This window comes from Streptomyces sp. TRM68367 (assembly GCF_014495685.1).
Lineage (GTDB): Bacteria > Actinomycetota > Actinomycetes > Streptomycetales > Streptomycetaceae > Streptomyces.
In genome coordinates this window covers 13526-39653 of record NZ_JACTVI010000077.1, presented here as the reverse complement: position 1 = coordinate 39653, position 26128 = coordinate 13526, and the positions used below count along the sequence as shown (strand labels likewise).

Here is a 26128-nt window from a genome sequence, read left to right as displayed (position 1 = left end):
GAGCCGTGCCGCTATGCCTGAACGCGCTGACCAGCAACTTCACCACGCAGCACCTGCCAGGAGACCGATTTGCTGCGGAACCCGGGCCGTAGGCGGCCAGGGTTTCGCCCCCACTGGCGGCCTCCGATGCCGAGGCCACGGTCACACGGGAAGGTCAGCACCAGGATGATTGCCCGCTGTACCAGGCCCCGTAGTCATGGAGCGGCGCGTATGTCGGACGCGCCAGCAGGTGGAGCGCCATGGTGCTCCCGAAGGAGAGGACGACGATGGCCAGCGTGTACGCCGAGAGCGATCTCCACCGCGGATCCGCCGCCAGCCGCCGGGAGAGCACCAGGAACGCCAGGGTGGAGCCACCGAAGAAGAGCAACCCATCGACCCAGTGGAGGCCGGGGTCGTAGATCTCCCCGGTCGTGTCCCTTGCGAGCGGGAAGGATGCCGCGGTGAAGAGCCCACAGCCGACGGCCACCAGCAGGGCCGGTCCCGCGCGGGTTCGATACCGCGGTGCCGTCCGCAGGCGAGCAGCAGCAAGCAGAACCCGAAGCCGCGAAGTTGCTCTGGATCCAGCCGAGACTGCCGGCGCCCAAGGAACTGACGGGTTCGTGAAGCCAGTCGTCGTCGGAGCCCAGGATGTTCTGTCCGACGGAGCTGGCGGTGAAGACGAGCGGACCGGCGATTCCGCCGATCCGCATGATTCCTCCGGCCCCTCGCACAGCGGTGCCCGTCCATGGCGCTCACGAGACGTCCGTCAACGGGTTGGGGCACCCCGTCGCCCAGCCCCGATCGCGACCGCCAACGGCAGCAGAGCCAGCAGTGCCGCGGCCGGCTGTACGTAGAACTGCACCACAGCAGCGCGCCCAGCAGCAGCACCGGTGCGGCAACGACGACGAGCGCGCGGGCTGTCGACGCCGGACCCGACGCGGCGGCGGCGCTGGTCACCATCGAGGGGTTCCCGAATCTCGTTCATCGCAGACCTCCTTGATCATCGTGGGTGCGTCTCAAGCCGCGACAGCGGTTTGCCGCGCCCGGGTGTGGGCGGCGATCTTGTCGGCGACGTACGCCGCGTCCCGGCCGACGCCATTGATCTCGCCCGAGGCGAACGCGTACTGGAACGCCAGGCCGCAGAAGTAGAGCCCCGGCACGGACTCGACCACGCCGCGGTACTCCACCGGCCACCCGTCCTCGATCGGCAGCGGGAGGTCGATCCAGTCGTAGACCTGCCGGAACCCGGTGGCCCAGACGATGCTCGCGACGTCGAAGGTGCGGCCGTCCTCGAGGCGCGGTAGCCCGTCGGCGACGCCCACGACGTGCTCGGTGATCCATTCCACATCGCGCACGCCCAGATGGTGGCGCTTGATCCGCAGCTGCGGGGCGCCGTGGTGGCGAATCTTCTGCATCACCTTGCGTCCCATCGGCGTGCGCCGGGTGAGCACGTGATTGAAGGCGAACTCGATGAACGGGAATGCCGCGTGGAACCGCCGCGAGCCCCATTCGAGAGGGATGTTCCCGCGGTCGGGTCCGACCAGCGTGGTGGGACGGTCAGCGGCCAGGTCGTAGGCGATGTCCAACCCACTATGCGAGGCACCGACGACCAGCGCCGGCCCGTCGGGCAGCTGGGAGGGCCGGCGGTACTCGCTGGAGTGGAGCTGTTGACTCCGGGGGGTGATGTCGGCGGCGAAGGCCGGGATCTGCGGCGTACGGCCGAAGGTGCCGGTCGCCAGTACGACGTTGTCGCAGGTGACCTTGTCGGCTCCGAGGACCGCGGTGAAACCTCCGCCCTCGAGGGCCGCGAGCCGATCGACCCGGGTCTGCATCCGCACCGGCAGGCCGTTGGTGACGGCGTACAGCTCGAGGTACTCGGCGAACTCGTCCTTGGTCGCAAACTCCCACGGGTCGCCGGGGAACGGCAACCCGTCCAAGCCATTAGCCCGGGCTGGCGTGAACAGCCTGAGGCTGTCGTAGTGGCAGCGCCAGTTGTCACCGATCCGCTCGCGCTCGTCGACGATCAGGAACTCCCGACCGAGCTGCTGGAGGTGGTAGCCGACCGCCAAGCCGGCCTGGCCGGCGCCGATGATCAGGGTTTCGAGGTGTTGGGTGGTCATGGTTCGTTCTCCTTGGTTCCAGGAACTCACGAGTGATCCCGGCGACCAGGTCGGCGTGGCGGCACCCCGGCGCGCGTCCGCCGGGCACCGGGTGAAAGTCCGGGTCGGGGATCGGCATCGCGGCGCGCCGGCCGGAGTCGGGGCTCCTCATGACGCCTACGCTAGAAACCCGACGGCCCGGTGCGCGTCGGCCGCGATACCCATTCGCTCCTCGGCCCGATGGGTGGATCGACGCACGGCCCGCCACCGGTCACGGACGCAGGGCCCGCCCGACGGCGGCGCGGCCGCCGCCCGCAACTCCGGGGCGCACGAAGCTGGAGGTCTGCGGCCCGGACGGCGCATGGCGGGCCGATGTGCTGGCGAGCGACCCGGCCGGAGCCTGGAAGACAGCCCTGGAAGCCCAGCTCTCGCCCATCACACCGGACGACATAGCCGCCCGCACGGAACGGATGCTCGAGGACGGGGTGTCCTCGGTGTGGTTCAGCGACCGGGTGCGGGCACCGTGGTTCGGGGCGGTCCCGTGGGCTCGCCTGGAGACCGTGGACGGCACCCTGGCCATCAGGGAGGGTCTCGCGAAATTCTCCGGCAACCAGCTTGAGTATCGAACTCCACCGCGCTCAGGGCAGCAGCCGAGGGCATGGACGGTCGCTCCTCTCCGATGCCCTTTCGCTGGTCCCGGAAGGCGAACCGGTCTTCGCCGCCGTTTCCCCGGGCAACGCCCGCTCCCTGCGGGCCTTCCTCGCCTGCGGTTTCACGCCCATCGGCAGCGAGGTTCTACTGCGTCCCGAGCGGGAGCAACCGGCCTCGGCTGCGGGCAACACCGTACGATAACCGCGTTACTCTGCGGTTGCTGCGGGCGGCGTCCTCAAGCCCAACAACTCAAACCATCAGTCCTCTCTGGTCCCACCTACGGACCACGAATCCCATCGAGCCGACCTTCGCCACGGTCCGCCGGCACAGCATGACAACCTTGCTCTCCTGTCGTCGTGCCTACTTGGCCCAGGGGTAGGACACCGGGTGTCACAAAGGCGACAACACCATGAGGATCTCATCGCGATCGTCGCCGGTGGCCAGTCGCAAAGCGCCGGGCCACCGGCCGATTTCCTTCCAGCCGAGCTGGCCATAGAAGGCTTCGAGGCCGACACCACCGCGGGCGGCAAGGTGAAGTTGCTCCAGGCACATCTCGTCGCGGGCGACCTCGCGGACCCGGTGCATCAATGCCTCGCCGATCCCCTGGCCGCGGACGCCGAGCCGGGTTTGCACGTGGTGAATCGTGCCCCAATGCGCGACGAGAGGGTGGGGATCGCGGCGGATGTTCAACCAGCCCGCGACCGTGCCATCGGCCAGGGCGATCAGAAGGCGGCTGGTCGATGGGGCAAGGTTCTCGATGATGCGGTCAAGGACGGCGGTGACCTCGGCGGCATCCACCGGCGGAAAGGGGAACCCGGCCGCCCCGCCCGCATTGCTCACCTCGGTCCAGCAGCCCACGAGGGTCTGCCTCAGCCCGTCAGTGATCTCGTCCGGGTTGACGATCTGGGTGAAGCCCGGGGCGTTACTGCTGGTCATGAGGACGAGTCTCACAAACGAGCCGCACTCACCGACACCCGGGGCACCCACCCGACTATCTGATGGCCCAAACGATGTTCCACAGGGTTTGACAATTACTCGCCGCATGCAAGCCGCACGGGTTGCATGGCAGTGCGACGACCTGGGGATCCACCTGATGGGCAGTCAAGTGGTATGAGCGACTTCGGACAGTGACCTGACCGCACGGTCCCTGGTCACTTGACGCAAGCACTAGCAATGGGTTGCATACGTTCTGTGATCGTGCACCCTGCTCCAACGTCCTGTTCACCTACGTCCCCGAGGACACCACCGCTGCGGGCAGGGGGCGCCACGCCGTGGACCCGGTGATCATCGTCGGGGCTGGGCCCGTCGGGCTCACGCTCGCCCTGTCGCTGGCGCGTCAGGACGTGCCGTCGATCGTTCTCGACGAGGGGCCGGGCAAGGACGAACCCCGTCCCGCGCGCACCGTCGTGCTGCGCGAGGAGACCGCCGCGCTGATGGAGCTGCTGACCGGCGTGCCGGTGGCCGAGGCCGGTGCGCGTTGGGCCGGATGGCGGTCGATGCGGCGCAAGCAGGTGATGCGCGAGATCGTCTTCGACGACACCTTCGACGAGGCCGGCCTCGACGCCACGCGCAGCGACACCACGCACAGCGACACCACTGCGGGCCCGTCGCCCCTGCACGTCGCCCAGCACATCCTGACCGGCGCCCTGCGCGCGGCCATCAGTGGCCAGGCGCTCGTCAAGCTCGTCGCGGACAGCCGGCTGGACACCATAGAGCAGGAGTCCTCGGGCGTCACCGCCCACACGCGCGGCCCCAAGGGCACGTGGTGGCGTGGCAGTTACCTCGTCGGCTGCGACGGCCCCCGCTCGACCGTGCGCAAACTCCAGGACATCCGCTTCCCCGGCCGTACGGCGGTGGAACGGCACGCCGTCGCCGCGCTGCGCACGGAACTTCCGTGGCCGGACCAGGCGTTGCTCCACCGGATGCCGCCGTGGCGCACGTCCGGCCCGTCGGCCGCAGAGATCACCGGACGCCCGCTCCCGGACGGGGTCTGGCGCCTGGACTGGCTGCTGCCGCCGGGCAAGGACCTGGTCACGCCCGAGCTGCTGGTCGCGCGGATCCGGGAGACACTCGCCGGCTGGGCGGGCAGGCCGACACCGCCGTACGAACTCCTCGACACCGGCGTCCACACCGTCCACCACCGGCTCGCGCGCCGCTGGCGGGCCGGCCGCGTCTTCCTCGCGGGGGACGCCGCGCATCTGCTCGGCACGCTGGGCACGCACGGTCTGGACGAGGGCCTGCGGGACGCCGACAACCTCGCCTGGAAGCTGGCGCTGGCCTGGCATCACGGGCCGCACGAGGCGCTGCTCGACAGCTACCAGGCGGAGCGGCGCGCGATCGTCGCCGCCCGGCTGCGCGCCGCCGACCAGGCGCTGCCGCTGCTGCGCGGCGGCGGGGGGCTGCGCGCGTACGTCCCCGGCTCCGCCCGCGGCCACGACGCGATGCTCGCCGACGGCCACCTGGGGCGCGGGGCGCTGGGCGCGCCGGGTACGTACGCCGGGTCGCCGCTCGCGCCCCGGCATCTCGAAGGGGAGGTCCCGGTCGTCACGCCGCCCGGTGCGCCGGTCACGGATGTGCGGGTCACGGCGGAGGACGGCACGTTCGTACGGCTGCGGGACCGGCTCGGCCGCGGCGCGCTGCTCGTCGTCCTCGTCGCGCCGGGCACCGGCGTGTGGGAGCGCAAGCACTGGGTGAGCGCCGGGATCATGCCCCGGCTCGCGGCCGCGGTGACCTCGCTGCCGTGCCCCGCCGAGTTGCTGGTGGCCGAAAGCTATCCGGGGGCGGCCGCGCACACGGTGCTGCTGGTACGCCCGGACGGCCACCTGGTCACGGCGCTGAGCGGGGTGCGCCCCGCCGACCTGTACGCGGCGGCCGAGGCGACGGTGGGTGGCGCAGCGAAGACGAAGGCGGAGGCCCAGGCCGGGGCGGCGGCCGGCTCGGCGTGATACGAGATGCCGGCCCGGCCGTACGCGCGCGTGCGGCGGCGTTGTGTGGAGTGGCGGCTCGATCCCCAGGGCAGCCACCGGCTCCCCGAGGCCACGAGCCACGACCTGCGTGTCGTCGTGATCTGCAACGAGGGCTATGCGTCCAGCCTGGCGGCGGAGTCCCTGCGGCGGCTGGGGCTGCACCGGGCGACCGATCTGGTGGGCGGGTTCCAGGCGTGGCGGGAGGCCGGGTTGCCGGTGACGGCGTAGGTGGGGCGCGTCACCGCGCCGCAAGGAGTTCCTGCGTCACGGCGGGCTGGGGAGCCGTGGGGGCGAGCGGTGGCTCGGCGGTGTCGGCAGGAGCACTCGGCTCAGAGCCCCTCGCTGTCGAGGAACTCCGTGTCCTCGCCCTCTTCCTCCAGGGCCTGGCGGACCACCCGCAGGGCCATGCCCTCGGGGTAGCCCTTGCGGGCGAGCATGGCCGCGAGCCGGCGCAGCCGCTTGTCGCGGTCGAGGCCACGTGTGGAGCGCAGCTTGCGGTCGACCAGTTCGCGGGCGGTCGCCTCTTCCTGCTCGGAGTCGAGCTGGGCGACGGCCGCGTCGATCAGCGTCGGGTCCACGCCCTTGGTCCGCAGTTCCCGGGCGAGCGCGCGGCGGGCCAGTCCGCGGCCGTGGTGCCGGGACTCCACCCACGCGTCCGCGAACGCCCCGTCGTCGATCAGGCCGACGTCCTCGAACCGGGACAGCACCTGCTCGGCGGCATCGTCAGGGATCTGCCGCTTGCGCAGGGCGTCCGCGAGCTGCTTCCGGGTCCGCGGGGTCCCGGTGAGCAGGCGCAGGCAGATCGCTCGTGCCTGCTCCACCGGGTCCCCTGGAGGCGCCTCCTGCTCGGCCCTCGACGAGGAGGACGCACCTCCGTCCGCACCGGACGGCTCCCCGCGGCCCCTCCGGCGGCGTCCTCGCGCTCGGCCGCCCGCGCCACGGGCCTCACCGTCACCACCGCCCCGGCGCGGACCGCCGCGCGCCCCCGCTGCGAGGGCTGCGCCGCCGTCCGGCCACTCTTCGCCACCAGACCCGTCGCCGTACGACGCCTCGTAGGACGGGAACGTCCCATACGGGTCTTGTGTGCCGGAGGGCGCCGCCTGGTCGTAACCTCCGCCCTCGGCACGGCTCGCATCTCCCCCATGAGCACCGTCGCCTGCCCGGTCCCGCTCACGCGGAGCGGTCGGCCAGGCACGGTCGGCCCAGTCGGTTCGTCGTGTCACGGATCAGCTCTTGGCTGCGGCGGCCTTGGACTTGGCGGACTTGGCCGCTGCCGGGGCAGGCACCGCGGGTGCTGCGTCGGCCGGGGCTGCGGAGGCCGCGGCGTCCGTGCCCGGCTCGGCGGCCGACTCCTCGGCGCGCACGCCGACGCCCAGCTTCTCCTTGATCTTCTTCTCGATCTCGTTGGCCAGGTCGGGGTTGTCCTTCAGGAAGTTGCGCGCGTTCTCCTTGCCCTGGCCGAGCTGGTCGCCCTCGTACGTGTACCAGGCGCCGGCCTTGCGGACGAAGCCGTGCTCCACGCCCATGTCGATCAGGCCGCCCTCGCGGCTGATGCCCTGGCCGTACAGGATGTCGAACTCGGCCTGTTTGAAGGGCGGCGCGACCTTGTTCTTGACGACCTTGCAACGGGTGCGGTTACCGACCGCCTCCGTGCCGTCCTTCAGGGTCTCGATGCGGCGGATGTCGATGCGCACGGACGCGTAGAACTTCAACGCGCGACCACCGGTGGTCGTCTCGGGTGACCCGAACATGACGCCGATCTTCTCGCGCAGCTGGTTGATGAAGATCGCGGTGGTCTTCGACTGGTTGAGCGCGCTGGTGATCTTCCGCAGGGCCTGGCTCATCAGGCGGGCCTGCAGACCCACGTGGCTGTCGCCCATCTCGCCCTCGATCTCCGCGCGCGGGACGAGCGCGGCGACGGAGTCGATGACGATGAGGTCGAGGGCGCCGGAGCGGACCAGCATGTCCACGATTTCCAGAGCCTGCTCGCCGTTGTCCGGCTGGGACAGGATCAGGTTGTCGATGTCGACGCCGAGCTTCTTCGCGTACTCGGGGTCCAGGGCGTGCTCCGCGTCCACGAAGGCGACCTGGCCGCCTGCCTTCTGCGCGTTGGCCACGGCGTGCAGGGTCAGGGTCGTCTTGCCGGAGGACTCCGGTCCGTAGATCTCCACGACACGGCCGCGCGGCAGGCCGCCGACGCCGAGGGCCACGTCGAGCGCGGTCGACCCGGTCGGGATGACCTCGATGGGCTCCTTCGTGCGGTCGCCCATGCGCATGACCGCGCCCTTGCCGAATTGCCGTTCAATCTGTGCGAGCGCGGCATCCAGGGCCTTCTCGCGGTCGGTTCCTGCCATGGGTTCCACCCGGTTTGCTTGAGTCGATCGCTTCACGTCAAAGACGCTAGCGCCTGCCACTGACAATGCGTCCCGACGCACGTCCGGCCTGTGGATAACTCGGGCACTTCTCCATCGAAACCGTGGCGAAACCGCCGTCGTGAGCCCTGCCGGAGCCTCCATAAGAATGGATGTTCGATTTTGGTGTCAAGCGCACCTCGCGGCACCTCCGAGGCTACGTCCGTGCCCCCGGAGGTCGGGCGTTGCCCGGGCTGGACCGCCGCCGGTCACCCCATCTGCGCTGTGACGTGGTCGATGACCTCCCTGAACTCCTTCGTCGGCGAGAAGTCCAGGTACTCGCAGTCCTCAAGTGCCTCCGGAGCATGGCCAGGCGCCCAGTAGAACGCCTGCCCGGCCTCGTAGACCTCATCTCCGTGCTTCGTCCGCATCTTCAGGCGCCCGCTGAAGAGGTATCCCCAGTGGGGGCACTGGCACAGATCGTCGGGCATGCCCTTGAGGGCCGGCGCCATGTCCGTGCCCTTGGGGAGCTTCACGAACGCGGCTGACATGTCTCCCCCGACTTCCTGCGTGCGCAGCTCCACACCGCCGCCTTCGAGCGCGACAGGAGTGTCGTCCCGGGTCGTTCCGGCCATGGCTCCTCCGTCTCCGGTCCGCTGCGGGACCTGGGAGTTCCTTCACTTCCAGCCTGGTCCCGGCAGCTACGCCGCGCGACCTCGGGGGTGGCAGCCGACCGGAGGAGCCGTCAGGAGGAGCCGTCCCCGGACTCCGCGGCCTGGGGCTGGGGCGTGCCCGGGCGGCGTGCCCACAGCAGTCGCGTCCGGGTGAGGAGGCGGGGGGCGTCCTGTCGCCGGTGCCCGTGCACCCTCGGGTCGTCCGTGACGTCGTACCGCTTGACGTACGCGCCCAAGAACGCCTGCAGCGTGGCGATCGCGGGGATGGCGATCAGCGCGCCGACCGCGCCTAGGAGGGCCGTGCCCGCGATCACGGAGCCGAAGGCGACCGCGGGATGGATGTCGACGGTCTTCGCGGTCAGCTTGGGCTGCAGCATGTAGTTCTCGAACTGCTGGTAGACCACGACGAAGGCCAGCACCCACAGCGCGTACCAAGGGTCCACGGTGAAGGCGATCAGCATGGGAAGGGCGCCCGCGAGATACGTGCCGATGGTGGGGATGAACTGCGACACCAGGCCCACCCACACGGCGAGCACGGGCGCGTAGGGCACCCCCAGGGTCTCCAGCAGGATGTAGTGGGCTATGCCGGAGATCAGCGCCATCAGGCCGCGCGAGTACAGGTAGCCGCCGGTCTTGTTCACCGCGATCTCCCACGCGCGCAGCACCTCGGCCTGCCGGGCGGGCGGCAGTACTGAGCACAGGGCGCGGCGCAGCCGCGGCCCGTCCGCGGCGAAGTAGAACGAGAACAGCGCGACCGTCAGCAGTTGGAAGAGCCCTCCGAGGACCTGCGCGGACACGTCCAGGACGCCGGTGGCGCTGTTCTGCACGTAGTTGCGCAGCCAGTCGGAGCGCAGCAGCCCCTCCTGGATGTCCACCGGCTTCAGCTCGGTGTCGAAGTGCGCGTTGATCCAGCCGATCACGGAGTCGAGGTAGTCCGGGAATTCCTCGACGATCTTGATGATCTGGCCCGCGAGCAAGGAGCCGAGCAGCGTCATGAAGCCCGCGGCCAGGATCAACACGGCGAGGGCGACGAGGAAGGTCGCCAGCCCTCTGCGCATGCCGCGTGAGGCCATCCAGCTCACGGCGGGCTCGATGGCGAGCGCCATGAAGAACGCGATGAGAACGTTGATCAGCAGGCCGGCGAGCTGGTGGAAAGCCCAACTGCCCAGCTGGAACACGGCGACGAGGGTGAGCGCGAGGACCATGGCGCGCGGCAGCCAGCGCGGCATGTGGGTTCCCCACCCGGCGTTCTCGGCGGAGGGCCGGGCGGACGGCGTCGTGCCGTGCGGGGATGCGGTCGGGGCTGCCTGCCCGGTCTCGTCAGTCGGTGCCACGGAGCAAGTCTCGCCCACGGCACCGACAGCCGGGGGCCGCCCCGGGATCTTTGTGACCTGTCAGCGCTTCTCCCACGGCACGTTCATGACCGCGCACACCACTCGCCACACGTCCTTGGCCTCCCAGCCGGCATCCAGCGCCTCGTGCACGGTGCGCCCGCCGAGTTCCGACATCACGTGGTCACGCGCGAAGGTGTCGGCGTAGCCCGGACCGAAGTGATCCGACATTCGCTCCCAGAAGACCGTCAACCGCATGCCTCCAGTATCCCGCCCCTGGGGGTGGGCCTGAGCCGGGACCGCATGCCGAGAACGCTTTGCGCCCTACGGTCTGACGCATGGCCGAAACCGGAGCTTCCGCACTCTCCCCGACGCCCCCGGCGCACACCCCGCTCGCACGCGCCGAACGCTTCGTCTGGCTCACCGCGCGCGTGCTGGAGCAGCGCCTGTTCCCCCACCACTTCCGGTACGGCGACGCCGGCCCGGTGGAGACCGCGCTGGAGGCGTACCGCAACGCGGACGGCGGCTACGGCCACGGGCTGGAGCCCGATCTGCGCGGCCCGGTCAGCCAGCCGCTGCACTGCGCGCAGGCCCTGCGCGTCCTGGACGCCGTCGGCCGCTGCGGCGGACAGCGCGTGGAGCACGTGTGCCGGTACCTGACCTCCGTCTCCACGGCGGACGGCGCCCTGCCGGCGGTTCATCCCAGCCAGCGCGGCTACCCGGCCGCCCCCTTCGTGCCGGTCGTGGACGACCCGCCCAGCGACCTGCTGGCCACCGGGCCCGTGGTGGGCCTGCTGCACCGCAACGAGGAGTGGCACGCCTGGCTGTTCCGGGCCACCGACTTCTGCTGGCAGCGGATCGAGTCGCTGGAGAAGTCCCATCCGTACGAGGTCGAGGCCGCGGTGGCCTTCCTGGACTCCGTGCCCGACCGCACGCGCGCGGAGGCGGCCGCCAGCCGGCTGGGCCGCCTGGTGCGCGGACACCGCCTGGCCGCCCTCGACCCGGATCGCCTCGACGCCTACCCGGTCGCGCCCGGCTACGCCCCGGGCGAGCACCACTTCCCGCACGACTACGCGCGCACGCCGGACTCCCTCGCGCGCGCGTGGTTCACGGACGACGAGATGGCACGCTCCTTGGACTTCCTCGCGGCTGGACAGCAGGAGGACGGCGGCTGGCCGATCCGGTGGCGCCAGTGGGCACCGGCACCGGCTCTGGAGGCGCGCCCCCTGGTGACGATCGAGGCCCTGCGCACCCTCGGGGCGTACGGCCGTGCCATCGGCTGACGCGCCCGCCCGGAGGCGACGACCAGTTCGGTGTCCGCACGGATCTGCGGAACCTCGGCGACGGGCCGGGCGTCACCCGCCCATGGCCCGCACGCCCGCCGTGACCACGACGGCCGCCGCGACGACGAGCAGGAACGGGGCGCGCAGCATCAGCACCACGGCGGCCACGGCGAGCCCGGCCGCTCGCGCGTCGAGGACCAGCGCCTGCCCGTCGGCGAAGGTCTGCTGGGCCGTGAGCGCGGCGAGGAGAGCCACGGGCAACAGCGCGGCGAGCCGCCTGACCAGGGGCTTCTCCAGGGCGCCCGCGGGCACGAGCAGCCCGGCGAGCTTGACGGCGTAGCAGCCGAGGGCGGTCGCACCGATCGCGATCCAGGTGTTCAACGGTCTCCCCTCCGCTCACTGCCCCTGCGCCGCCCTTCCGCCCACAGCACCGCCGGCGCCGCGAGCGCGGCCACCAGGACCGGCACACCAGCGGGCAGCATGGGCAGCAGCCCGAGCCCCAGCAGGACGGCGACACCGGCGACGGCCCGTTCGACGCCGGTCTTCAGCATCGGCGCGAGCAGCGCGAGGAAGACCGCGGGACCGGCCGCGTCCAGGCCCCACGCGTCGGTGTCCCCGATGGCCTCTGCGCCCAATGCGCCGAGCAGCGTGGTGAGGTTCCACAGCACGTACAGGCTGAGCCCGGTCACGACGAACCCGATCCGGGCACTGCGCCGTCCGGGCTGCGCGAGCGCGACGGCCGCCGTCTCGTCGATCACCCACTGGGCGGCGAACGGCCGCACCGCGCGCGGGAGGGCCAGCACCTGCGACAGGCGCAGCCCGTAGAAGGCGTTCCGCACCCCCAGGAAGAAGGCGCCCGCGGCAGCGGTGAGCGGACTGCCACCGGCCGCGAGCGCGCCCACCAGGGCGAACTGGGACGCGCCGGTGAACACCAGCAGGCTGAGCGCGCACGTCTGCCACAGCGTGAGTCCGCTGCCGGCCGAGGTCACCCCGAAGGCGAACCCGGACAGTCCGACGGCGATCCCGACGCCGAGGGCGTCCCGTACGACGGCGCCGTCCGGCTTTGCGCCGTGGGCCGGTACATCTGCGAGAGCTGTCTGTTCTGCCACGCCCCGGACGCTACGAACAGCTGCCGCCGGGCGTCTTGTACGTTCTTGCGCTCGCGCTGGTACGCCCCGGGCGGCACGCCGACGATCCGCGCGAAGTGCCGGTTCAGATGGGGCTGGTCGGTGAAGCCGACGGCGAGCGCTGCCTGGGCGGGTGCCGTCCCGGCGTCCAGCAGCTGCCGGGCCCGCCGCACGCGCGCGTCGGTCAGCCAGGCGTGCGGCGGCATCCCGTAGGCGCCCTGGAAGGCCCGCAGCAACGCGAAGGGGCTGACCCCCAGATCCCCGGCGAGCCGCTCCAGGGACGGCGGCTCGGTCATCCGCTCCTCCAGCACGGCACGCGCGCGTGCCGCGATCCGGGCACCGGCGGTCCGCACCTCCCGCCGCGGCAGCGCGCCGCCGTTGAGCCGCAGCAGCCGGGTCACGGCGACCCGCAGCAGGGTGTCGGCGGCCAGGGCGTTGCCCTCGTCCGCCGCGCGCAGCACCTGGTGCACCAGCCGGCCGGCGTACGGGTCGTCGAGCACCGGCCTGGCGAATCCCGGCGTGCCGCGCAGCATGGTGGTCTCGGAGGCAATGCCGGCCACTATCCCGGGCGACGGGTATACGGCCCCGTACCGCCATCCCTCCGGCACCCCCGCCCGTCCGGTGTGCGGCGTGTCCGGGTTGACCAGCGCGAGCGCTCCGGCGCCCGCGTACTGGTCGCCCCCGCCGTGGTGGAACACCTCCACGCCGTCGGCGATGGCGGCGATCACGAAGTGCTCGTGCGTGTGCCGTACGAATGTCTTGCGGACGTACCGGGCCCGCAGCAGATCGACTCCGGGCAACTCGGCGTACTGCCAGTGCCGCGCCCGCTCGCCAGAACCCGCCATGCGCCCATTGTCCGACAGGCGCCGCCGGAGCCCATCGGGACGTGCCACCCCGGCCGATGAGCCACCAGCACCGGCCACCGCCGCCGAGGGCCGGTCGGCGGTACGTCGCCCCGGCAGCGGGCCCGCCGACATTTCCCCAGCTCAGCCCCATTGTCAGTGGCGGGGTGCACGATGGACGCATGGCGAGTGATGCACACCGAGCCCTGGAGGGCTTCTCCCCCGCGACCCGCGGCTGGTTCACGGGGGCGTTTTCCGCGCCCACCGCGGCCCAGGCGGGCGCGTGGCAGGCCACCCGGGCGGGCTCGGACGTGCTGGTGGTCGCCCCCACCGGCTCCGGCAAGACCCTGGCCGCCTTCCTGGCCGCTCTGGACCAGCTGGCCTCCACACCGCCGCCCGCCGACCCGAAGAAGCGCTGTCGCGTCCTGTACGTCTCGCCCCTCAAGGCACTCGCCGTCGACGTGGAGCGCAACCTCCGCAGCCCGCTGACCGGCATCCGCCAGGAATCCGTACGCCTGGGCCTGCCCGAGCCCGAGGTGAAGGTCGGCATCCGGTCGGGCGACACCCCCGCCGCCGAGCGCCGCACCCTGTCCACCCGCCCACCGGACATCCTGATCACGACACCCGAGTCCCTGTTCCTGATGCTGACCTCGGCCACGCGCGAGGCCCTGACCGGCGTCGAGACGGTGATCCTGGACGAGGTGCACGCGGTGGCGGGCACCAAGCGCGGGGCGCATCTGGCGCTCTCCCTGGAGCGGCTGGACGAGTTGCTGCCGAAGCCGGCCCGCCGCATCGGCCTCTCGGCGACGGTCCGCCCGGTCGACGAGGTCGCCCGGTTCCTCTCCCCCCGGCGCAAGGTGGAGATCGTTCAGCCGACGTCGGAGAAGGACTTCGACCTGTCGGTCGTCGTGCCCGTGGAGGATCTGGGCGAGCTGGGCGGCTCCCCGGTGGCCGAAGGCACGGAGGGCGTGGAACGCCCGTCGATCTGGCCGCATGTCGAGGAGCGGATCACCGACCTGGTCCAGGCGCACCGCTCGACCATCGTGTTCGCGAACTCCCGCCGCCTCGCGGAGCGCCTGTGCAACAGGCTCAACGAAATCGCCTACGAACGGGCCACCGGCGAGCCGCTGGACGAGCACCACGCACCGGCCCAACTGATGGGCGGCTCCGGCGCCGCCCAGGGCGCTCCCCCGGTCATCGCGCGCGCCCACCACGGCTCGGTCTCCAAGGAGCAGCGCGCCCTCGTCGAGGAGGACCTCAAGGCGGGCCGCCTGCCCGCGGTGGTCGCCACCTCCAGCCTGGAGCTGGGCATCGACATGGGCGCCGTCGACCTCGTCGTCCAGGTGGAGTCCCCGCCCTCCGTGGCCTCCGGCCTGCAGCGCGTCGGCCGCGCGGGACACCAGGTGGGCGCGGTCTCCACCGGCGTGGTCTTCCCCAAGTACCGCGGCGACCTCGTGCAGGCTGCCGTGGTCACCGAGCGGATGCGCACCGGCGCCATCGAGGCCCTGAAGGTCCCCGCCAACCCGCTGGACGTGCTGGCCCAGCAGCTGGTCGCGATGACGTCGATGGACACGTGGCAGTTCGACGACCTGCTCGCCATGGTCCGCCGTGCCGCCCCCTTCGCCTCGCTCCCGGAGTCCGCGTTCACGGCCGTCCTGGACATGCTCGCGGGCCGCTACCCGTCCGACGCCTTCGCGGAGCTGCGCCCGCGCGTCGTGTGGGACCGCGTCGCCGGCACGGTCACCGACCGCCCGGGCGCCCAGCGTCTTGCGGTCACCTCCGGGGGCACCATCCCCGACCGGGGCCTCTTCGGGGTCTTCCTCGCCGGCGCAGATCCGAAGAAGGGCGGCGGCCGGGTCGGCGAGCTGGACGAGGAGATGGTGTACGAGTCCCGGGTCGGGGACGTGTTCACGCTAGGCACCAGCTCGTGGCGGATCGAGGACATCACGCGCGACCGCGTCCTGGTGTCCCCGGCGCCCGGTGTCCCGGGCCGGCTCCCGTTCTGGAAAGGCGACCAGCTCGGCCGCCCGCTGGAGCTGGGGCGCGCGGTGGGCGCGTTCCTGCGCGAGGTCGGCTCGCTGCCCAAGGACGACGCCCGTCTGCGCCTGGTCGCCGCGGGCCTGGACGCCTGGGCCGCGGAAAACGTCCTGTCCTACCTCGACGAACAGCGCGAGGCCTGCGGCCACGTCCCGGACGACCGCACGATCGTCGTGGAGCGCTTCCGCGACGAGCTCGGCGACTGGCGCGTGGTCGTGCACTCCCCCTTCGGCGCCCAGGTGCACGCCCCGTGGGCCCTGGCGCTGGGTGCCAAGCTCTCGGAGCGGTACGGCATGGACGCGCAGGTCATGCACGCCGACGACGGGCTTGTGCTGCGCCTGCCGGACGCGGACCTCATGGGCCTGGACCTCCTGGACCAGGAACCGGCGAAGACGGGCACGGAGTACGACGCCGAGCAGGCGCCGGTCGGCGCGGCGGACGTCGTCTTCGACAAGGGCGAGGTCGACCAGGTCGTCACCGACCAGGTCGGCAGCTCGGCGCTGTTCGCGTCCCGCTTCCGCGAGTGCGCCGCCCGTGCCCTGCTGCTGCCGCGCCGCAACCCCGGCAAGCGGACCCCGCTGTGGCAGCAGCGCCAACGTGCGGCACACCTGCTCCAGGTGGCGAGCGAGTTCGGCTCGTTCCCGATCGTCCTGGAGGCGGTCCGCGAATGCCTCCAGGACGTCTTCGACGTGCCCGGCCTGGTCGAGCTGATGGGCGACCTGGAGTCCCGCAAGGTGCGCCTGGTGGAGGTCACCACCCCCGAGCCGTCCCCCTTCGCGCGCTCCCTGCTCTTCGGGTACGTCGCCCAGTTCCTGTACGAGGGCGACTCCCCGCTCGCCGAGCGCCGCGCGGCCGCCCTGTCGCTGGACTCGCGGTTGCTGGCCGAGCTGCTCGGCCAGGCGGAGCTGCGCGAGCTGCTCGACGCGGACGTGCTGACCGAGCTGGAGCGGGAGCTGCAGTGGCTCACCGAGGACCGCCGCGTCAAGGACGCCGAAGGCGTCGCCGACGTGCTGCGGCTGCTCGGCCCGCTCACGGACGCCGAGCTGGCCGAGCGGGGCGCCGAGCCGCAGTGGGCGCAGGACCTGGCGGGTGCCCGCCGCGCGATCCGGGTCCGCATCGCGGGCGCCGACCACTGGGCGGCGATCGAGGACGCGGGCCGCCTGCGCGATGCGCTCGGCACAGCGCTGCCGGTCGGGGTCCCCGAGGCGTTCACCGAGCCGGTCAAGGACCCGCTCGGCGACCTCCTCGCGCGCTATGCCCGCACCCACGGCCCGTTCACGTCGGCCACGGCAGCGGCCCGCTTCGGCCTGGGCGTGGCGGTCACCGAGGGTGCCCTCCAGCGGCTGGCGGCGACGGGGAGGGTCGTACAGGGCGAGTTCCACCCGGCCGGGATCGGGCAGGAGTGGTGCGACGCGGCCGTGCTGCGACGGCTGCGCCGCCGTTCCCTGGCCGCCCTGCGGCACGAGTTGGAGCCGGTGCCGCCGCCGGCGCTCGCCCAGTTCCTCCCGCAGTGGCAGCACATCGGCAAGGGGCACTCCCTGCGCGGCATCGACGGCCTGGTGCGCGCCGTCGAGCAGGTACAGGGCGCGTGCGTGCCCGCGTCCGCCCTGGAGAAGCTGGTGCTGCCGTCCCGGGTGGCGAACTACACGCCGGCGATGCTGGACGAGCTGACCGCCGCCGGCGAGGTGGTGTGGGCCGGAGCGGGCGCTCTGCCCGGCAAGGACGGCTGGGTCTCCCTGTACCTGGCGGACGCGGCCCCGCTCCTCCTGCCGTCCTCGCATCCGCTGGAGCTGACCGCCCTGCACCAGTCCGTGCTGGACGCCCTCTCCGGCGGCTACGGCCTGTTCTTCCGCCAGATCGCCGACCAAGTGCGGGCCACCACCCACCCCGACGTGACCGACCCCCAACTGGCCGACGCTCTCTGGGACCTGGCCTGGTCGGGACGGCTCACCAACGACACGCTCGCCCCCATGCGCTCCCTGCTGGGCTCGGGCCGCACCGCCGGGTCCACAGCCCACCGTGCCAAGCGCACGGTCCCGCGCGGGCGCTACGGCTCCCTGACGGCCGCCGCCCGCCCGGCGTCCCGTACGGGCCCGCCGACCGTCGCCGGCCGCTGGTCCCTGTTGCCGGCCCGCGAGTCCGACCCCACGGTCCGTGCCCACGCCCTGGCGCGCACCCTCCTCGACCGGCACGGCGTCGTGACCCGGGGCGCGGTCTCCGCCGAAGGCGTCGAGGGCGGGTTCTCGGCGACGTACCGCATCCTGTCCGCCTTCGAGGAGAGCGGCCAGGCCCGGCGCGGCTATGTGGTCGAGGGCCTCGGCGCGGCGCAGTTCGCGATGGACGGCGCCGTGGACCGCTTGCGCGCGGTGGCGGGCGCCCGCGACCGGGGCGAGACCCTGCCGCCCCCGGGCCTCGGAAACGGCGCCACCGACGACTTCCCGCCCGACAGCGCCCGCGCACCGAGCGGCTACGGACCGTCCGACGGCGTCGGCGCACCGGGCCGCTTCGGGCCGGCCGGCGACTCCGGCTCACCGGGCGACTTCCCGGGCGCCGACGGCTTCGGCGAACCTGACGCCACCCCCTTCCCGGACAGCCAGGACTCCGGCTCCGGCTCCGGCTACCCCGGCCTAGACGACCCCTTCACCTTCCCGGACACCCGCCTCTCACCGGGCGACTACGTCTCCCCCCGCGACCTGGCCTCGCCGGGCGCGGGCGGGCCCCGAAGCGGTACGGGTTCTGCGTACGGTTCCGGCTCGTCGTACGGCCCGGGCTCCCCGTACGGATCTGGATACTGGGACCCCCGCGGCCGTACACGCTCCTCCGCCGAATCCCGGGCCGTCGTCCTGGCCGCCGCCGACCCAGCCAACGCGTACGGCGCCGCGCTCGCCTGGCCCGAGCCCCCGACCGGTGCCGGGCACAAGCCGGGCCGCAAGGCCGGCTCCCTGGTCGTGCTGGTCGACGGCGAGCTGACTCTCTACATGGAGCGCGGCGGCAAGACCCTGCTCGCCTGGCCCTCCGCCCCGGACGGACAGGCCACCGAGGACCCACGCCTGCGCACGGCCGCGGAGGCGCTCGCGGCAGCCGCGCGCGCGGGTTCCCTCGGCACGGTCACGGTCGAGCGCGTCAACGGCGCCTCGGCGCTGACCTCCCCCTTCGGCACCCTCCTGGAAGGAGCAGGCTTCATCGCAACCCCCCGTGGTCTGCGCCTGCGCGCCTGACCACCCGTACCGCACCCGCCCGCACCCCGTGCCACCCTTGACCCATGCCCGAAGGAGACACGGTCTGGCAGACCGCGAGGCGGCTGCACGGCGCCCTCGCGGGCAAGGTGCTGACCCGCAGCGACCTCAGGGTGCCCCGCTACGCCACGGCCGACCTCACGGGCCGTGCCGTCCTGGACGTCACTCCGCGCGGCAAACACCTTCTCACGCGCATCGAGGGCGGCCTGACCCTGCACACGCACCTGCAGATGGACGGCTCCTGGAAGGTGTACGCCGCGGGCCAGCGCTGGAGCGGCGGCCCGGCGCACCAGATCCGCGTGATCCTCGGCACCGCCGACCGCACGGCCGTCGGCTACCGCCTCCCCGTGCTGGACCTCCTGCGCACCACCGACGAACACCGCGCCGTCGGCCACCTCGGCCCCGACCTCCTGGGCCCGGACTGGGACCCCGAGCACGCCCTGGCCAACCTCCTCGCGGACCCCGCCCGCCCCCTCGGCGAGGCCCTCCTCGACCAGCGCAACCTCGCCGGCGTCGGCAATGTCTACAAGAGCGAGCTGTGCTTCCTGCTCGGCGCCACCCCCTGGCTCCCCGTCGGCGCCCTGCCCGCCGACCGCGCCGCGAAGCTGCCCGAGCTCGCCAGGAAGCTGCTGGAGGCCAACCGCGACCGCCCCGTCCGCAGTACGACGGGCCGCCGCGGCCAGGACCTGTTCGTGTACGGCCGCGCACCCCGCCCGTGCCTGCGCTGCCAGACGTCGGTCCGCGCGGCCGACCAGGGCGCCGGCTCCCGCGAACGCCCCACGTACTGGTGCCCCACCTGCCAGACGGGCCCGGCCCCGGCACCGGATGCTCCCCAGGCGCGGCGGAACCGGCCCACGGCCCGATAGACCAACCCGCGGCCCGATGGGCCGACCCACCGCCCACAAACCGGCCTACTGCCACAGGAAACCGTCCGCGCACGAGTAATTGACGATCCGTCAGAAAACTTCGTACCGTCACCCTATGCCCCTCACGGCGTACGACCTCACCGGCCGCACCGCGTTCGTCACCGGCGCCGCCAGCGGCATCGGCCGCGCCTCGGCGGTGCTGCTCGCGGAGGCGGGGGCCACCGTGCACTGCGCGGACCGGGACGAGCAGGGCCTGCACGAGACGGCGACCCGGATCAAGAGCGCGAACGGCACGGCCCACACCCACCCCCTCGACGTCACCGACCGCGACCGGCTCGGCCAGGCCATCGCCTCCTGCGGGCACCTGGACGTGCTGGCCGCGGTCGCCGGGATCATGCACAGCAGCCCCGTCCTGGAGACCCGCGACGAGGACCTCGACCGGGTCGTGAACGTGAACTTCAAGGGCGTGCTGTACGCCTGCCAGGAGGCGGCCCGCCTGATGATCAACCGGGGCGCCCGCGGCAGCATCGTCACCATGGCCTCGGGCGCCGTCGACAGCGGCGGCCCCGGCCTGCTCTGCTACGGCGCGGCCAAGGCGGCGGTCGTCCAGCTGACGAAGACGCTGGCGACGGAGGTCGGCCGGTACGGCATCCGCGTCAACGCGGTCGCGCCGGGCTGGATCCGCACGCCCATGACCGACCGGCACGAGGCCCAGGCGCAGGCGCGCATCGAGGCGTCCATGGCGCGGATGTCGCCGCTGGGCCGGGTCGGCGCGGTGGAGGACGTCGCCCACGCGGTGCTGCACCTGGCGTCCGAGGCGTCGTCGTTCATGACGGGGCAGATCCTGCGCCCGAACGGGGGTGTGGCGATGCCCTGGTAGCGGCGGCCGCCCGCCAGGCCCGGCGCCACCGACCCGGGCCGACGGCTCCGGCCGCCCGCGTCCTGGCCACGCAGTGCACCGGAAGCAGGCTCAGTCCCCACCCGCCGGCCGCGACCGCCCCCTCCACCGGCCCCGCGCCAGGGACCAGCGCAAGCCGCAGCACGGCCCACCACCACAGCGCCCCGGCGCCGACAACGGCCGCCCAGCGAACTGTCCGCCTCGCCATGGCCGCCACCTCCAGCCCGACGCCGCACGGCCGCCTCACCCAAGGACAGGACGCCCCAAGGGACACCCGCACACCGCTGAGCCGGAACGGACGGCGCCCCGGACACTCGACCCGACGGCCAACGCCCCGTCACCCGTTCTCGGCCTGGAACATCCACCGGTGCTTCTCAAGATCCGCGGTGATCCCGATGAAGATGTCCTGGCTCACCGGATCGGCCTCCCCGGTCGCCGCGATCCGCTCCCGCATGTTCGCGATCACCGCGCCCAGCGCGTCCACCAGGGCACCCACGGCGGTCGAGTCGTCGACCCATCCTTCCGGTGTGACCCCGATGCCGCTGCCGACGGCCACCGTCGCGGCCCGGCCGTCGGGCGGGGACCCCAGTGCGGCGGCGCGTTCCGCCACGGTGTCGGATTGGGTCCGCGCGAGGTCCACGACCTCGTCGAGCTGGAGATGCACGGTGCGGAAGCGCGGTCCGACCACGTTCCAGTGGATCTGCTTCGCCACCAGGGCGAGGTCCACCAGATCGACGAGGGCGCCCTGCAGCGCCTCGGCGACGGTCTTCAGGTTCGCGTCGGACAACGGGCTCTTCACGACGTACATCCGCACCTCCGTGGGGCTCGCCCCCGTCATGTCCCTCCACCATGACCGCGGAGCCACATACCGGCAAACGCACACATAGGGGGCACACTGCGCGAAAGAGAAGCCCCGACGGCACCCCTCCGGGTCTTCCCGGAGAGGTCCCGCCGGGGCCTCACGTTCTCTTGCGGCGCCTCGTCGGCTTCACTGGTGCGCGCACGTGACCCTCACGCGGCGACGACGTCCACCGCCTCGGCGGGCGCCTTGATGGTCACCCGTTCCGGTGGCACACCGGTCACCGAGACGGAGCCCAGCATCGGACGTACCGGTGTGGGGACAGGTTCGCTGGGGGTGGCCGCTGCAGACTGGGCCAGCTCGGCGAGGGCGAGTTCGTCGCTCACTTCTCGCATGAGCTCGGACATCCGTACGTCCAGCGCGTCGCAGATGGCGGAGAGCAGCTCGGAGGAAGCCTCCTTCTGCCCCCGCTCCACCTCGGAGAGATAGCCGAGTGAGACTCGGGCGGACGAGGAGACTTCGCGCAGAGTACGGCCCTGGCGCTGGCGCTGCCGACGCAGCACGTCACCCAGCAGGCGACGGAGCAGAATCATCGGTGGCTCCCTCCTCGGACCGCGTAGCCGCATCCTTCTCGCCCCACCGTACCGCCTCGCGCTGCGGCCGTGCGGGGAGCGATGTCGTGTTCACTCAGGGCTGCAAACATCAAAACCCCCCGTTCCGTTCCGTATCCTGTGTCCGCTCATTCCCAGTGTGTTCGCTCACAATCTCCGCCAGGAGCAGTGCGAGTACGCTCCGTACACTCTCCATACGAATTTCCGCACGGCCGCCGTTCAACCTCAGGGCCTCCACTTTTCCGCCACCGGCGGAACCGGATTCGGCTCCCAGGGGCCCGTCCACGGCCACGAAGACCGTCCCGACGGGCTTGCCGTCCCGGGGTTCCGGGCCCGCGACTCCGGTCGTCGCGATGCCCCAGTCGGCGCCGAGCGCCTTGCGCACGCCACCCGCCATCTGGCCCGCGACCTGCGGATCCACCGCTCCGCGCTGGGCCAGCAGGGTGGCGTCGACACCGAGCAGTTCATGCTTGAGCCCGGTGGCGTACGCGGTCACCGAACCCCGGAAGGCCTTGGACGCCCCGGGGACCGATGTGATCTCCGCCGCAACGAGACCACCGGTGAGCGATTCGGCGACGGCGAGCGTCTCGCCCCTCACTGTGAGTAGTCGCACCACCTCGGTGGCCGTGGAACTCACGCTTCCGTCTCCTCCAACGCCGCCTTGCGCTCGGCGATTCCCTGCCGGCGCAGCACAATGGCCTGTCTCACATAGTCGAGACCGGTCGCAACGGTCAGAACAACCGCCACCGCCATCACCCAGAACCGCAGAGAGGCCAGCCACCCCGTCAGCGCCAGCACATACATGCCGACGGCGACGCCCTGCGCGAGGGTCTTGAGCTTGCCGCCGCGGCTCGCCGGGATGACGCCGTATCGAATGACCAGAAAGCGCAGCAGTGTGATCCCGAGTTCCCGGCCGAGGATGACGCCCGTCACCCACCACGGCAGGTCGCCCAGCGCGGAGAGACAGATCAGCGCCGCCCCCATGATCGCCTTGTCGGCGATGGGGTCGGCGATCTTCCCGAAGTCGGTGACGAGGTTGTAGGTCCGCGCCAGATGGCCGTCGAAGAGGTCGGTGATCATGGCGATGGCGAAGGCCGCCCAGGCGAACGCCCGCCACGCGGGGTCGTGCCCGCCTTCGGCCAGCATCAGCATCACGAAGCCCGGCACAAGGATCAGCCGGAGCACGGTCAGCAGGTTGGCGATGTTCCAGACGCTGGCCTGGTCGACGGCCACCGCCGCCAGCTTCCCGCCTCGCGCCGGCTTCGCACCGGCCTGCACACCGGAATCGGTACCCTCATCGCCGCCTGCGACGCCCGAACCCTCGCCTCCGGATACGGCACCGGAAGCAGCACCGGCCTCCGAAGCCCCGTCAGCCCGCCGCACCGCGTCTTCGCCCGAACCCGAACCGGCCCCAGCCGCACCCGAACCGGACCGAGCCGCAGCCGCGCCGGAAGCGGAACGACCACCCGCACCACGAGCGCCGCCCTCACTCGCGCGACCGCCCGCAGCACCCGGCACCCCGTCCGCGCCCGCACGCCCATCTGCAGCCCCGAGGACACCATCCGCGCCCGCACGCTCGTCCACAGGCCCGACAACTCCGCCCGCGCGCCCTTCCGCAGCGCCCAAGGCCCGGTCCGCACCCGCGAGACCGCCCACAGCCCCGAGGGCCGCGCCCGATCCCGTGCGACCGCCCGCCCCCGCACCCGGAACGGCGGCGCCCGGTGCCGGACCGGCCACGGCCCTCCGCGCGCCGGAGGAGCCTCCTGCCGCGGATGCCGGAACTCCGGTCATCTGCCCGCCTCCTCACTCCACGCGAGCGAGCCCCGCAACGGCTCGGCCACCAGGTCGACACCCTCCGTACCGACCACCTTCGCCTCGACCATACGACCGACGCTCAGGCCCTCGCCGCTCGTGAGCAGCACCTGCCCGTCGGTCTCGGGCGCCTGGTGCGCCGCACGGCCGTACACATCCTCGTCGTCCGAGGACGAGGACGACTCCGACGGCACGGACTCCACGAGCACGCGCACGGTCTCGCCCAGCCGCTCCTCGGCGCGCTGCGAGACCAGTTCCTCGGCCAGCCGGGACACGCGGGCCAGCCGCTCGGCGACCGCGTCCTCGTGGAGCTTGTCGTCGTACGTCGCCGCCTCCGTGCCCTCCTCGTCGGAGTAGCCGAAGACGCCGATGGCGTCCAGCCGCGCGTGGGTGAGGAACCGCTCCAGCTCGATGAGGTCGGCCTCGCTCTCGCCGGGGAAGCCGACGATGAAGTTGGACCGCACGCCGGCCTCGGGTGCCTTGCCACGGATGGTGTCGAGCAGCTCCAGGAAGCGGTCGGTGTCGCCGAAGCGGCGCATCGCGCGCAGCACGCCGGGCGCGGAGTGCTGGAAGGACAGGTCGAAGTAGGGGGCGACCTTCGGCGTCGAGGTCAGCACGTCGATCAGTCCAGGGCGCATCTCGGCCGGCTGGAGGTAGCTGACACGGACCCGCTCGATGCCGTCGACCTCGGCCAGCTCGGGCAGCAGCGACTCCAGCAGACGGATGTCGCCCAGGTCCTTGCCGTAGGAGGTGTTGTTCTCGGAGACCAGCATGATCTCCCTGACGCCCTGCCCGGCCAGCCACCGCGTCTCGTTCAGCACGTCGCTGGGGCGGCGGGAGATGAAGGAGCCGCGGAAGGACGGAATGGCGCAGAACGAGCAGCGCCGGTCGCAGCCTGAGGCGAGCTTGACCGAGGCGACCGGGGAGCCGTCGAGGCGGCGGCGCAGGGGGGCACGCGGGCCGGAGGCCGGAGCGATGCCCTCCGGGAGGTCGGACGCGGCGCCGTGTCCGGGCAGGGCGACGTCGGACGCCGACTGCCGCTCCGCCGGGCTGATCGGCAGCAGCTTGCGCCGGTCGCGCGGGGTGTGCGCGGCGTGGATGCCGCCGTTCAGGATGGTCTGGAGCCGGTCCGAGATGTTCGCGTAGTCGTCGAAGCCGAGCACGCCGTCGGCCTCGGGGAGGGCCTCGGCGAGATCCCTGCCGTACCGCTCGGCCATGCAGCCCACCGCCACCACGGCCTGGGTTCTCCCCTGCCCCTTGAGGTCGTTGGCCTCAAGGAGGGCGTCCACGGAGTCCTTCTTGGCCGCCTCGACGAAGCCGCACGTGTTCACCACGGCGACGTCCGCTTCCTCGGCGTCCTCCACGAGCTGCCAGCCATCCGCCTCCAAACGGCCTGCGAGCTCCTCCGAGTCCACCTCGTTACGGGCGCAGCCAAGGGTGACGAGTGCGACGGTACGGCGTTCAGGCATGGGCTCAAGACTACTTCGTCCCACTGACACCCCACGTCAACGGGGTTGGCCGATCTTGACCAACCCCGTCCCACTCGGACCTTCGGACCCGTTATCCGACCTCGGGGTCGCCCTTCGTGTAGGTCAGGCGCTCCACGGCGCCCGGCCGGAACTCCTGCTCGATCTTCTTGCCGTTCACATACAGATCGATCACGCCGGCGTTGCCGAGGATCAAGTTGATCTTGGAGCTGTCCTGGAACGTCTTGGTGTCGCCCTGCTTGAGCAGGCCGTCGAACAGCAGCCCGCCGTTGTGGTCCTTGGCGGAGATCCAGCTGTGGTCGTCGGTCGCGCTGACCTGGACGGTCACCTTGTCCCGGGGCGCGGCGGCGATGGCGTCCGACGGATCAGGCTTGGGGTCGGCGGGCTTCTTGGGGGTCGGTGACGGGGACTTGTCGGCGGTGGGGGTGGTGCCGGCGGCGACCTGGTTCCGGGCGCCGTCGGTGTCCTGGAACAGGGTGAACCCGACGAATCCGATCACGGCGACGATCGCGGCGACCATGGCCGCGGTCCAGTTCGGCCCGCATCGCTCCGGGCGGATGCGCTCCGCCTCGAAGAGAGACGCGGCCAGGGCGGGGTCGGGCCGCCCGCCGTGCTCGGCGCCGTACTGCGCGAGCAGCGGGGCCGGATCGAGGTGCACGGCCTTGGCCAGGGTCCGGATGTGCCCGCGCGCGTAGACGTCCCCGCCGCAGGCGGCGAAGTCGTCCGCCTCGATGGCGTGCACGATGTTCATGCGGACCCGGGTGGCGCTACTGACGTCGTCGACGGTCAGCCCGGCCGCGATGCGGGCCTGCTGCAGGACTCGGCCGACGGAGGGGCGGGCTTCCTCGGAAACGTCTTCGAACGGACGCTCGTCTTCAGGGGAGTTGCCGATGGACACGGGGGCGCCTTTCGAGCGTGTAGCCGCCTGTGCTGGAGGTTCAGTCTAGGGGGGGTGCAAAAGGGTGGGGCAACCGGGCGGTAGGACTTTGTACGCCATCGGTATGGCCCGACATGCCGATGGCGGGGTACCTGCTTGTCTCTTCCCTCAACTTGACGTACGCCGAAGGGAAACAGTTGCT

Annotated in this window: 23 protein-coding genes and 2 pseudogenes; 7 read left to right on the top strand and 18 right to left on the bottom strand. The window is 72.1% G+C overall.

The window, feature by feature from the left end:
* Positions 1-154: 154 nt before the first annotated feature.
* From H8R17_RS45930 to H8R17_RS33725, 3 genes are all read right to left on the bottom strand, one after another.
* Complete coding sequence (locus H8R17_RS45930) at positions 155-466, bottom strand: hypothetical protein (RefSeq protein WP_223125798.1); 312 nt, start codon at positions 464-466, stop codon at positions 155-157.
* A gap of 529 nt (positions 467-995) precedes the next feature.
* A complete protein-coding gene (locus H8R17_RS33730; protein ID WP_187827017.1) occupies positions 996-2099 on the bottom strand; it encodes an NAD(P)/FAD-dependent oxidoreductase in 1104 nt (367 codons plus the stop codon).
* Positions 2100-2349: 250 nt separating this feature from the next.
* Positions 2350-2658 carry a hypothetical protein gene (locus tag H8R17_RS33725; protein WP_187827016.1) on the bottom strand — a complete coding sequence of 103 codons (309 nt, stop codon included), beginning with the start codon at positions 2656-2658 and terminating at the stop codon, positions 2350-2352.
* A gap of 35 nt (positions 2659-2693) precedes the next feature.
* Here H8R17_RS33725 and H8R17_RS33720 point away from each other — a divergent pair, with 35 nt between their 5' ends.
* Complete coding sequence (locus H8R17_RS33720) at positions 2694-2930, top strand: hypothetical protein (protein WP_262505693.1); 237 nt, start codon at positions 2694-2696, stop codon at positions 2928-2930.
* A 189-nt stretch (positions 2931-3119) separates the two neighbouring features.
* Here H8R17_RS33720 and H8R17_RS33715 read toward each other — a convergent pair whose 3' ends face one another.
* Entirely contained in the window at positions 3120-3665 is a 546-nt protein-coding gene (locus H8R17_RS33715) for a GNAT family N-acetyltransferase (RefSeq protein WP_223125797.1), read from the bottom strand.
* Positions 3666-4000: 335 nt separating this feature from the next.
* Here H8R17_RS33715 and H8R17_RS33710 point away from each other — a divergent pair, with 335 nt between their 5' ends.
* Positions 4001-5674 (top strand): FAD-dependent monooxygenase, encoded by a 1674-nt coding sequence (locus H8R17_RS33710; RefSeq protein ID WP_187827020.1) that lies wholly within the window; start codon positions 4001-4003, stop codon positions 5672-5674.
* 30 nt (positions 5675-5704) lie between these two features.
* Positions 5705-5923, top strand: a pseudogene (locus H8R17_RS33705) (rhodanese-like domain-containing protein); the annotation flags it as partial.
* 101 nt (positions 5924-6024) lie between these two features.
* On the opposite strand, the gene recX reads toward H8R17_RS33705, so the two are convergent.
* The 5 genes from recX to H8R17_RS33680 all read right to left on the bottom strand — a co-directional run bounded on the left by recX (position 6025) and on the right by H8R17_RS33680 (position 10309).
* A complete protein-coding gene (gene recX / locus H8R17_RS33700; protein WP_187827014.1) occupies positions 6025-6918 on the bottom strand; it encodes a recombination regulator RecX in 894 nt (297 codons plus the stop codon).
* Between the two features lie 3 nt (positions 6919-6921).
* Positions 6922-8049, bottom strand: coding sequence for a recombinase RecA (gene recA / locus H8R17_RS33695; protein WP_187827013.1), 1128 nt, complete (start codon positions 8047-8049; stop codon positions 6922-6924).
* Between the two features lie 266 nt (positions 8050-8315).
* On the bottom strand, positions 8316-8681 hold the full coding sequence (locus H8R17_RS33690; protein ID WP_187827012.1) for a hypothetical protein: 366 nt from the start codon (positions 8679-8681) through the stop codon (positions 8316-8318).
* A 110-nt stretch (positions 8682-8791) separates the two neighbouring features.
* The gene (locus H8R17_RS33685; protein ID WP_187827011.1) at positions 8792-10054 is read right to left on the bottom strand and encodes an AI-2E family transporter; all 1263 of its coding nucleotides are present in this window, start codon (positions 10052-10054) and stop codon (positions 8792-8794) included.
* Between the two features lie 60 nt (positions 10055-10114).
* A complete protein-coding gene (locus H8R17_RS33680) occupies positions 10115-10309 on the bottom strand; it encodes a DUF3046 domain-containing protein (RefSeq protein ID WP_187827010.1) in 195 nt (64 codons plus the stop codon).
* A gap of 80 nt (positions 10310-10389) precedes the next feature.
* Between H8R17_RS33680 and H8R17_RS33675 the strand changes: the two genes are divergently transcribed.
* Positions 10390-11334 carry a hypothetical protein gene (locus H8R17_RS33675; protein ID WP_187827009.1) on the top strand — a complete coding sequence of 315 codons (945 nt, stop codon included), beginning with the start codon at positions 10390-10392 and terminating at the stop codon, positions 11332-11334.
* 72 nt (positions 11335-11406) lie between these two features.
* On the opposite strand, the gene H8R17_RS33670 is transcribed toward H8R17_RS33675, so the two are convergent.
* The 3 genes and pseudogenes from H8R17_RS33670 to H8R17_RS33660 form a co-directional block, all read right to left on the bottom strand.
* A complete protein-coding gene (locus H8R17_RS33670) occupies positions 11407-11715 on the bottom strand; it encodes an AzlD domain-containing protein (RefSeq protein ID WP_187827008.1) in 309 nt (102 codons plus the stop codon).
* The gene (locus H8R17_RS33665; RefSeq protein WP_187827007.1) at positions 11712-12443 is read right to left on the bottom strand and encodes an AzlC family ABC transporter permease; all 732 of its coding nucleotides are present in this window, start codon (positions 12441-12443) and stop codon (positions 11712-11714) included. The genes H8R17_RS33670 and H8R17_RS33665 overlap by 4 nt, the downstream gene beginning before the upstream one ends.
* A pseudogene (locus H8R17_RS33660) lies at positions 12326-13306 on the bottom strand (AraC family transcriptional regulator); the annotation flags it as partial. The gene H8R17_RS33665 and the pseudogene H8R17_RS33660, both read right to left, overlap by 118 nt.
* Positions 13307-13485: 179 nt before the next feature.
* On the opposite strand from H8R17_RS33660, the gene H8R17_RS33655 reads away from it, so the two are divergent.
* The 3 genes from H8R17_RS33655 (at position 13486) to H8R17_RS33645 (ending at position 20322) form a co-directional block, all read left to right on the top strand.
* A complete protein-coding gene (locus H8R17_RS33655) occupies positions 13486-18558 on the top strand; it encodes an ATP-dependent helicase (protein ID WP_187827006.1) in 5073 nt (1690 codons plus the stop codon).
* 44 nt (positions 18559-18602) lie between these two features.
* Positions 18603-19442: an Fpg/Nei family DNA glycosylase gene (locus tag H8R17_RS33650; RefSeq protein ID WP_187827005.1), complete on the top strand. Its 840-nt coding sequence runs from the start codon at positions 18603-18605 to the stop codon at positions 19440-19442.
* Between the two features lie 115 nt (positions 19443-19557).
* On the top strand, positions 19558-20322 hold the full coding sequence (locus tag H8R17_RS33645) for an SDR family NAD(P)-dependent oxidoreductase (protein ID WP_187827004.1): 765 nt from the start codon (positions 19558-19560) through the stop codon (positions 20320-20322).
* A gap of 355 nt (positions 20323-20677) precedes the next feature.
* On the opposite strand, the gene H8R17_RS33640 is transcribed toward H8R17_RS33645, so the two are convergent.
* The 6 genes from H8R17_RS33640 to H8R17_RS33615 form a co-directional block, all read right to left on the bottom strand.
* Positions 20678-21148 carry a Dps family protein gene (locus H8R17_RS33640; RefSeq protein ID WP_187827019.1) on the bottom strand — a complete coding sequence of 157 codons (471 nt, stop codon included), beginning with the start codon at positions 21146-21148 and terminating at the stop codon, positions 20678-20680.
* Between the two features lie 203 nt (positions 21149-21351).
* A complete protein-coding gene (locus H8R17_RS33635; protein ID WP_003993396.1) occupies positions 21352-21732 on the bottom strand; it encodes a helix-turn-helix domain-containing protein in 381 nt (126 codons plus the stop codon).
* 109 nt (positions 21733-21841) lie between these two features.
* Positions 21842-22387 carry a CinA family protein gene (locus H8R17_RS33630; RefSeq protein ID WP_187827003.1) on the bottom strand — a complete coding sequence of 182 codons (546 nt, stop codon included), beginning with the start codon at positions 22385-22387 and terminating at the stop codon, positions 21842-21844.
* Positions 22384-23268: a CDP-diacylglycerol--glycerol-3-phosphate 3-phosphatidyltransferase gene (gene pgsA, locus H8R17_RS33625; protein ID WP_187827018.1), complete on the bottom strand. Its 885-nt coding sequence runs from the start codon at positions 23266-23268 to the stop codon at positions 22384-22386. Before pgsA ends, H8R17_RS33630 begins: the two co-directional genes overlap by 4 nt.
* A 269-nt stretch (positions 23269-23537) precedes the next feature.
* Positions 23538-25031, bottom strand: coding sequence for a 30S ribosomal protein S12 methylthiotransferase RimO (gene rimO / locus H8R17_RS33620; RefSeq protein ID WP_187827002.1), 1494 nt, complete (start codon positions 25029-25031; stop codon positions 23538-23540).
* A gap of 91 nt (positions 25032-25122) precedes the next feature.
* Positions 25123-25947 (bottom strand): RodZ domain-containing protein, encoded by an 825-nt coding sequence (locus H8R17_RS33615; protein ID WP_187827001.1) that lies wholly within the window; start codon positions 25945-25947, stop codon positions 25123-25125.
* Positions 25948-26128 lie beyond the last annotated feature (181 nt).

Coding starts and splice junctions, on each gene's coding strand:
- H8R17_RS33730 (WP_187827017.1), bottom strand. CDS start 2,099: ATGACCACCCAACACCTCGAAACCCTGATCATCGGCGCCGGCCAGGCC.
- H8R17_RS33725 (WP_187827016.1), bottom strand. CDS start 2,658: ATGGCCAGGGTGCCGTCCACGGTCTCCAGGCGAGCCCACGGGACCGCC.
- H8R17_RS33715 (WP_223125797.1), bottom strand. CDS start 3,665: ATGACCAGCAGTAACGCCCCGGGCTTCACCCAGATCGTCAACCCGGAC.
- recA (WP_187827013.1), bottom strand. CDS start 8,049: ATGGCAGGAACCGACCGCGAGAAGGCCCTGGATGCCGCGCTCGCACAG.
- H8R17_RS33690 (WP_187827012.1), bottom strand. CDS start 8,681: ATGGCCGGAACGACCCGGGACGACACTCCTGTCGCGCTCGAAGGCGGC.
- H8R17_RS33680 (WP_187827010.1), bottom strand. CDS start 10,309: ATGCGGTTGACGGTCTTCTGGGAGCGAATGTCGGATCACTTCGGTCCG.
- H8R17_RS33675 (WP_187827009.1), top strand. CDS start 10,390: ATGGCCGAAACCGGAGCTTCCGCACTCTCCCCGACGCCCCCGGCGCAC.
- H8R17_RS33655 (WP_187827006.1), top strand. CDS start 13,486: ATGGCGAGTGATGCACACCGAGCCCTGGAGGGCTTCTCCCCCGCGACC.
- H8R17_RS33650 (WP_187827005.1), top strand. CDS start 18,603: ATGCCCGAAGGAGACACGGTCTGGCAGACCGCGAGGCGGCTGCACGGC.
- H8R17_RS33645 (WP_187827004.1), top strand. CDS start 19,558: ATGCCCCTCACGGCGTACGACCTCACCGGCCGCACCGCGTTCGTCACC.
- H8R17_RS33640 (WP_187827019.1), bottom strand. CDS start 21,148: ATGTACGTCGTGAAGAGCCCGTTGTCCGACGCGAACCTGAAGACCGTC.
- H8R17_RS33635 (WP_003993396.1), bottom strand. CDS start 21,732: ATGATTCTGCTCCGTCGCCTGCTGGGTGACGTGCTGCGTCGGCAGCGC.
- rimO (WP_187827002.1), bottom strand. CDS start 25,031: ATGCCTGAACGCCGTACCGTCGCACTCGTCACCCTTGGCTGCGCCCGT.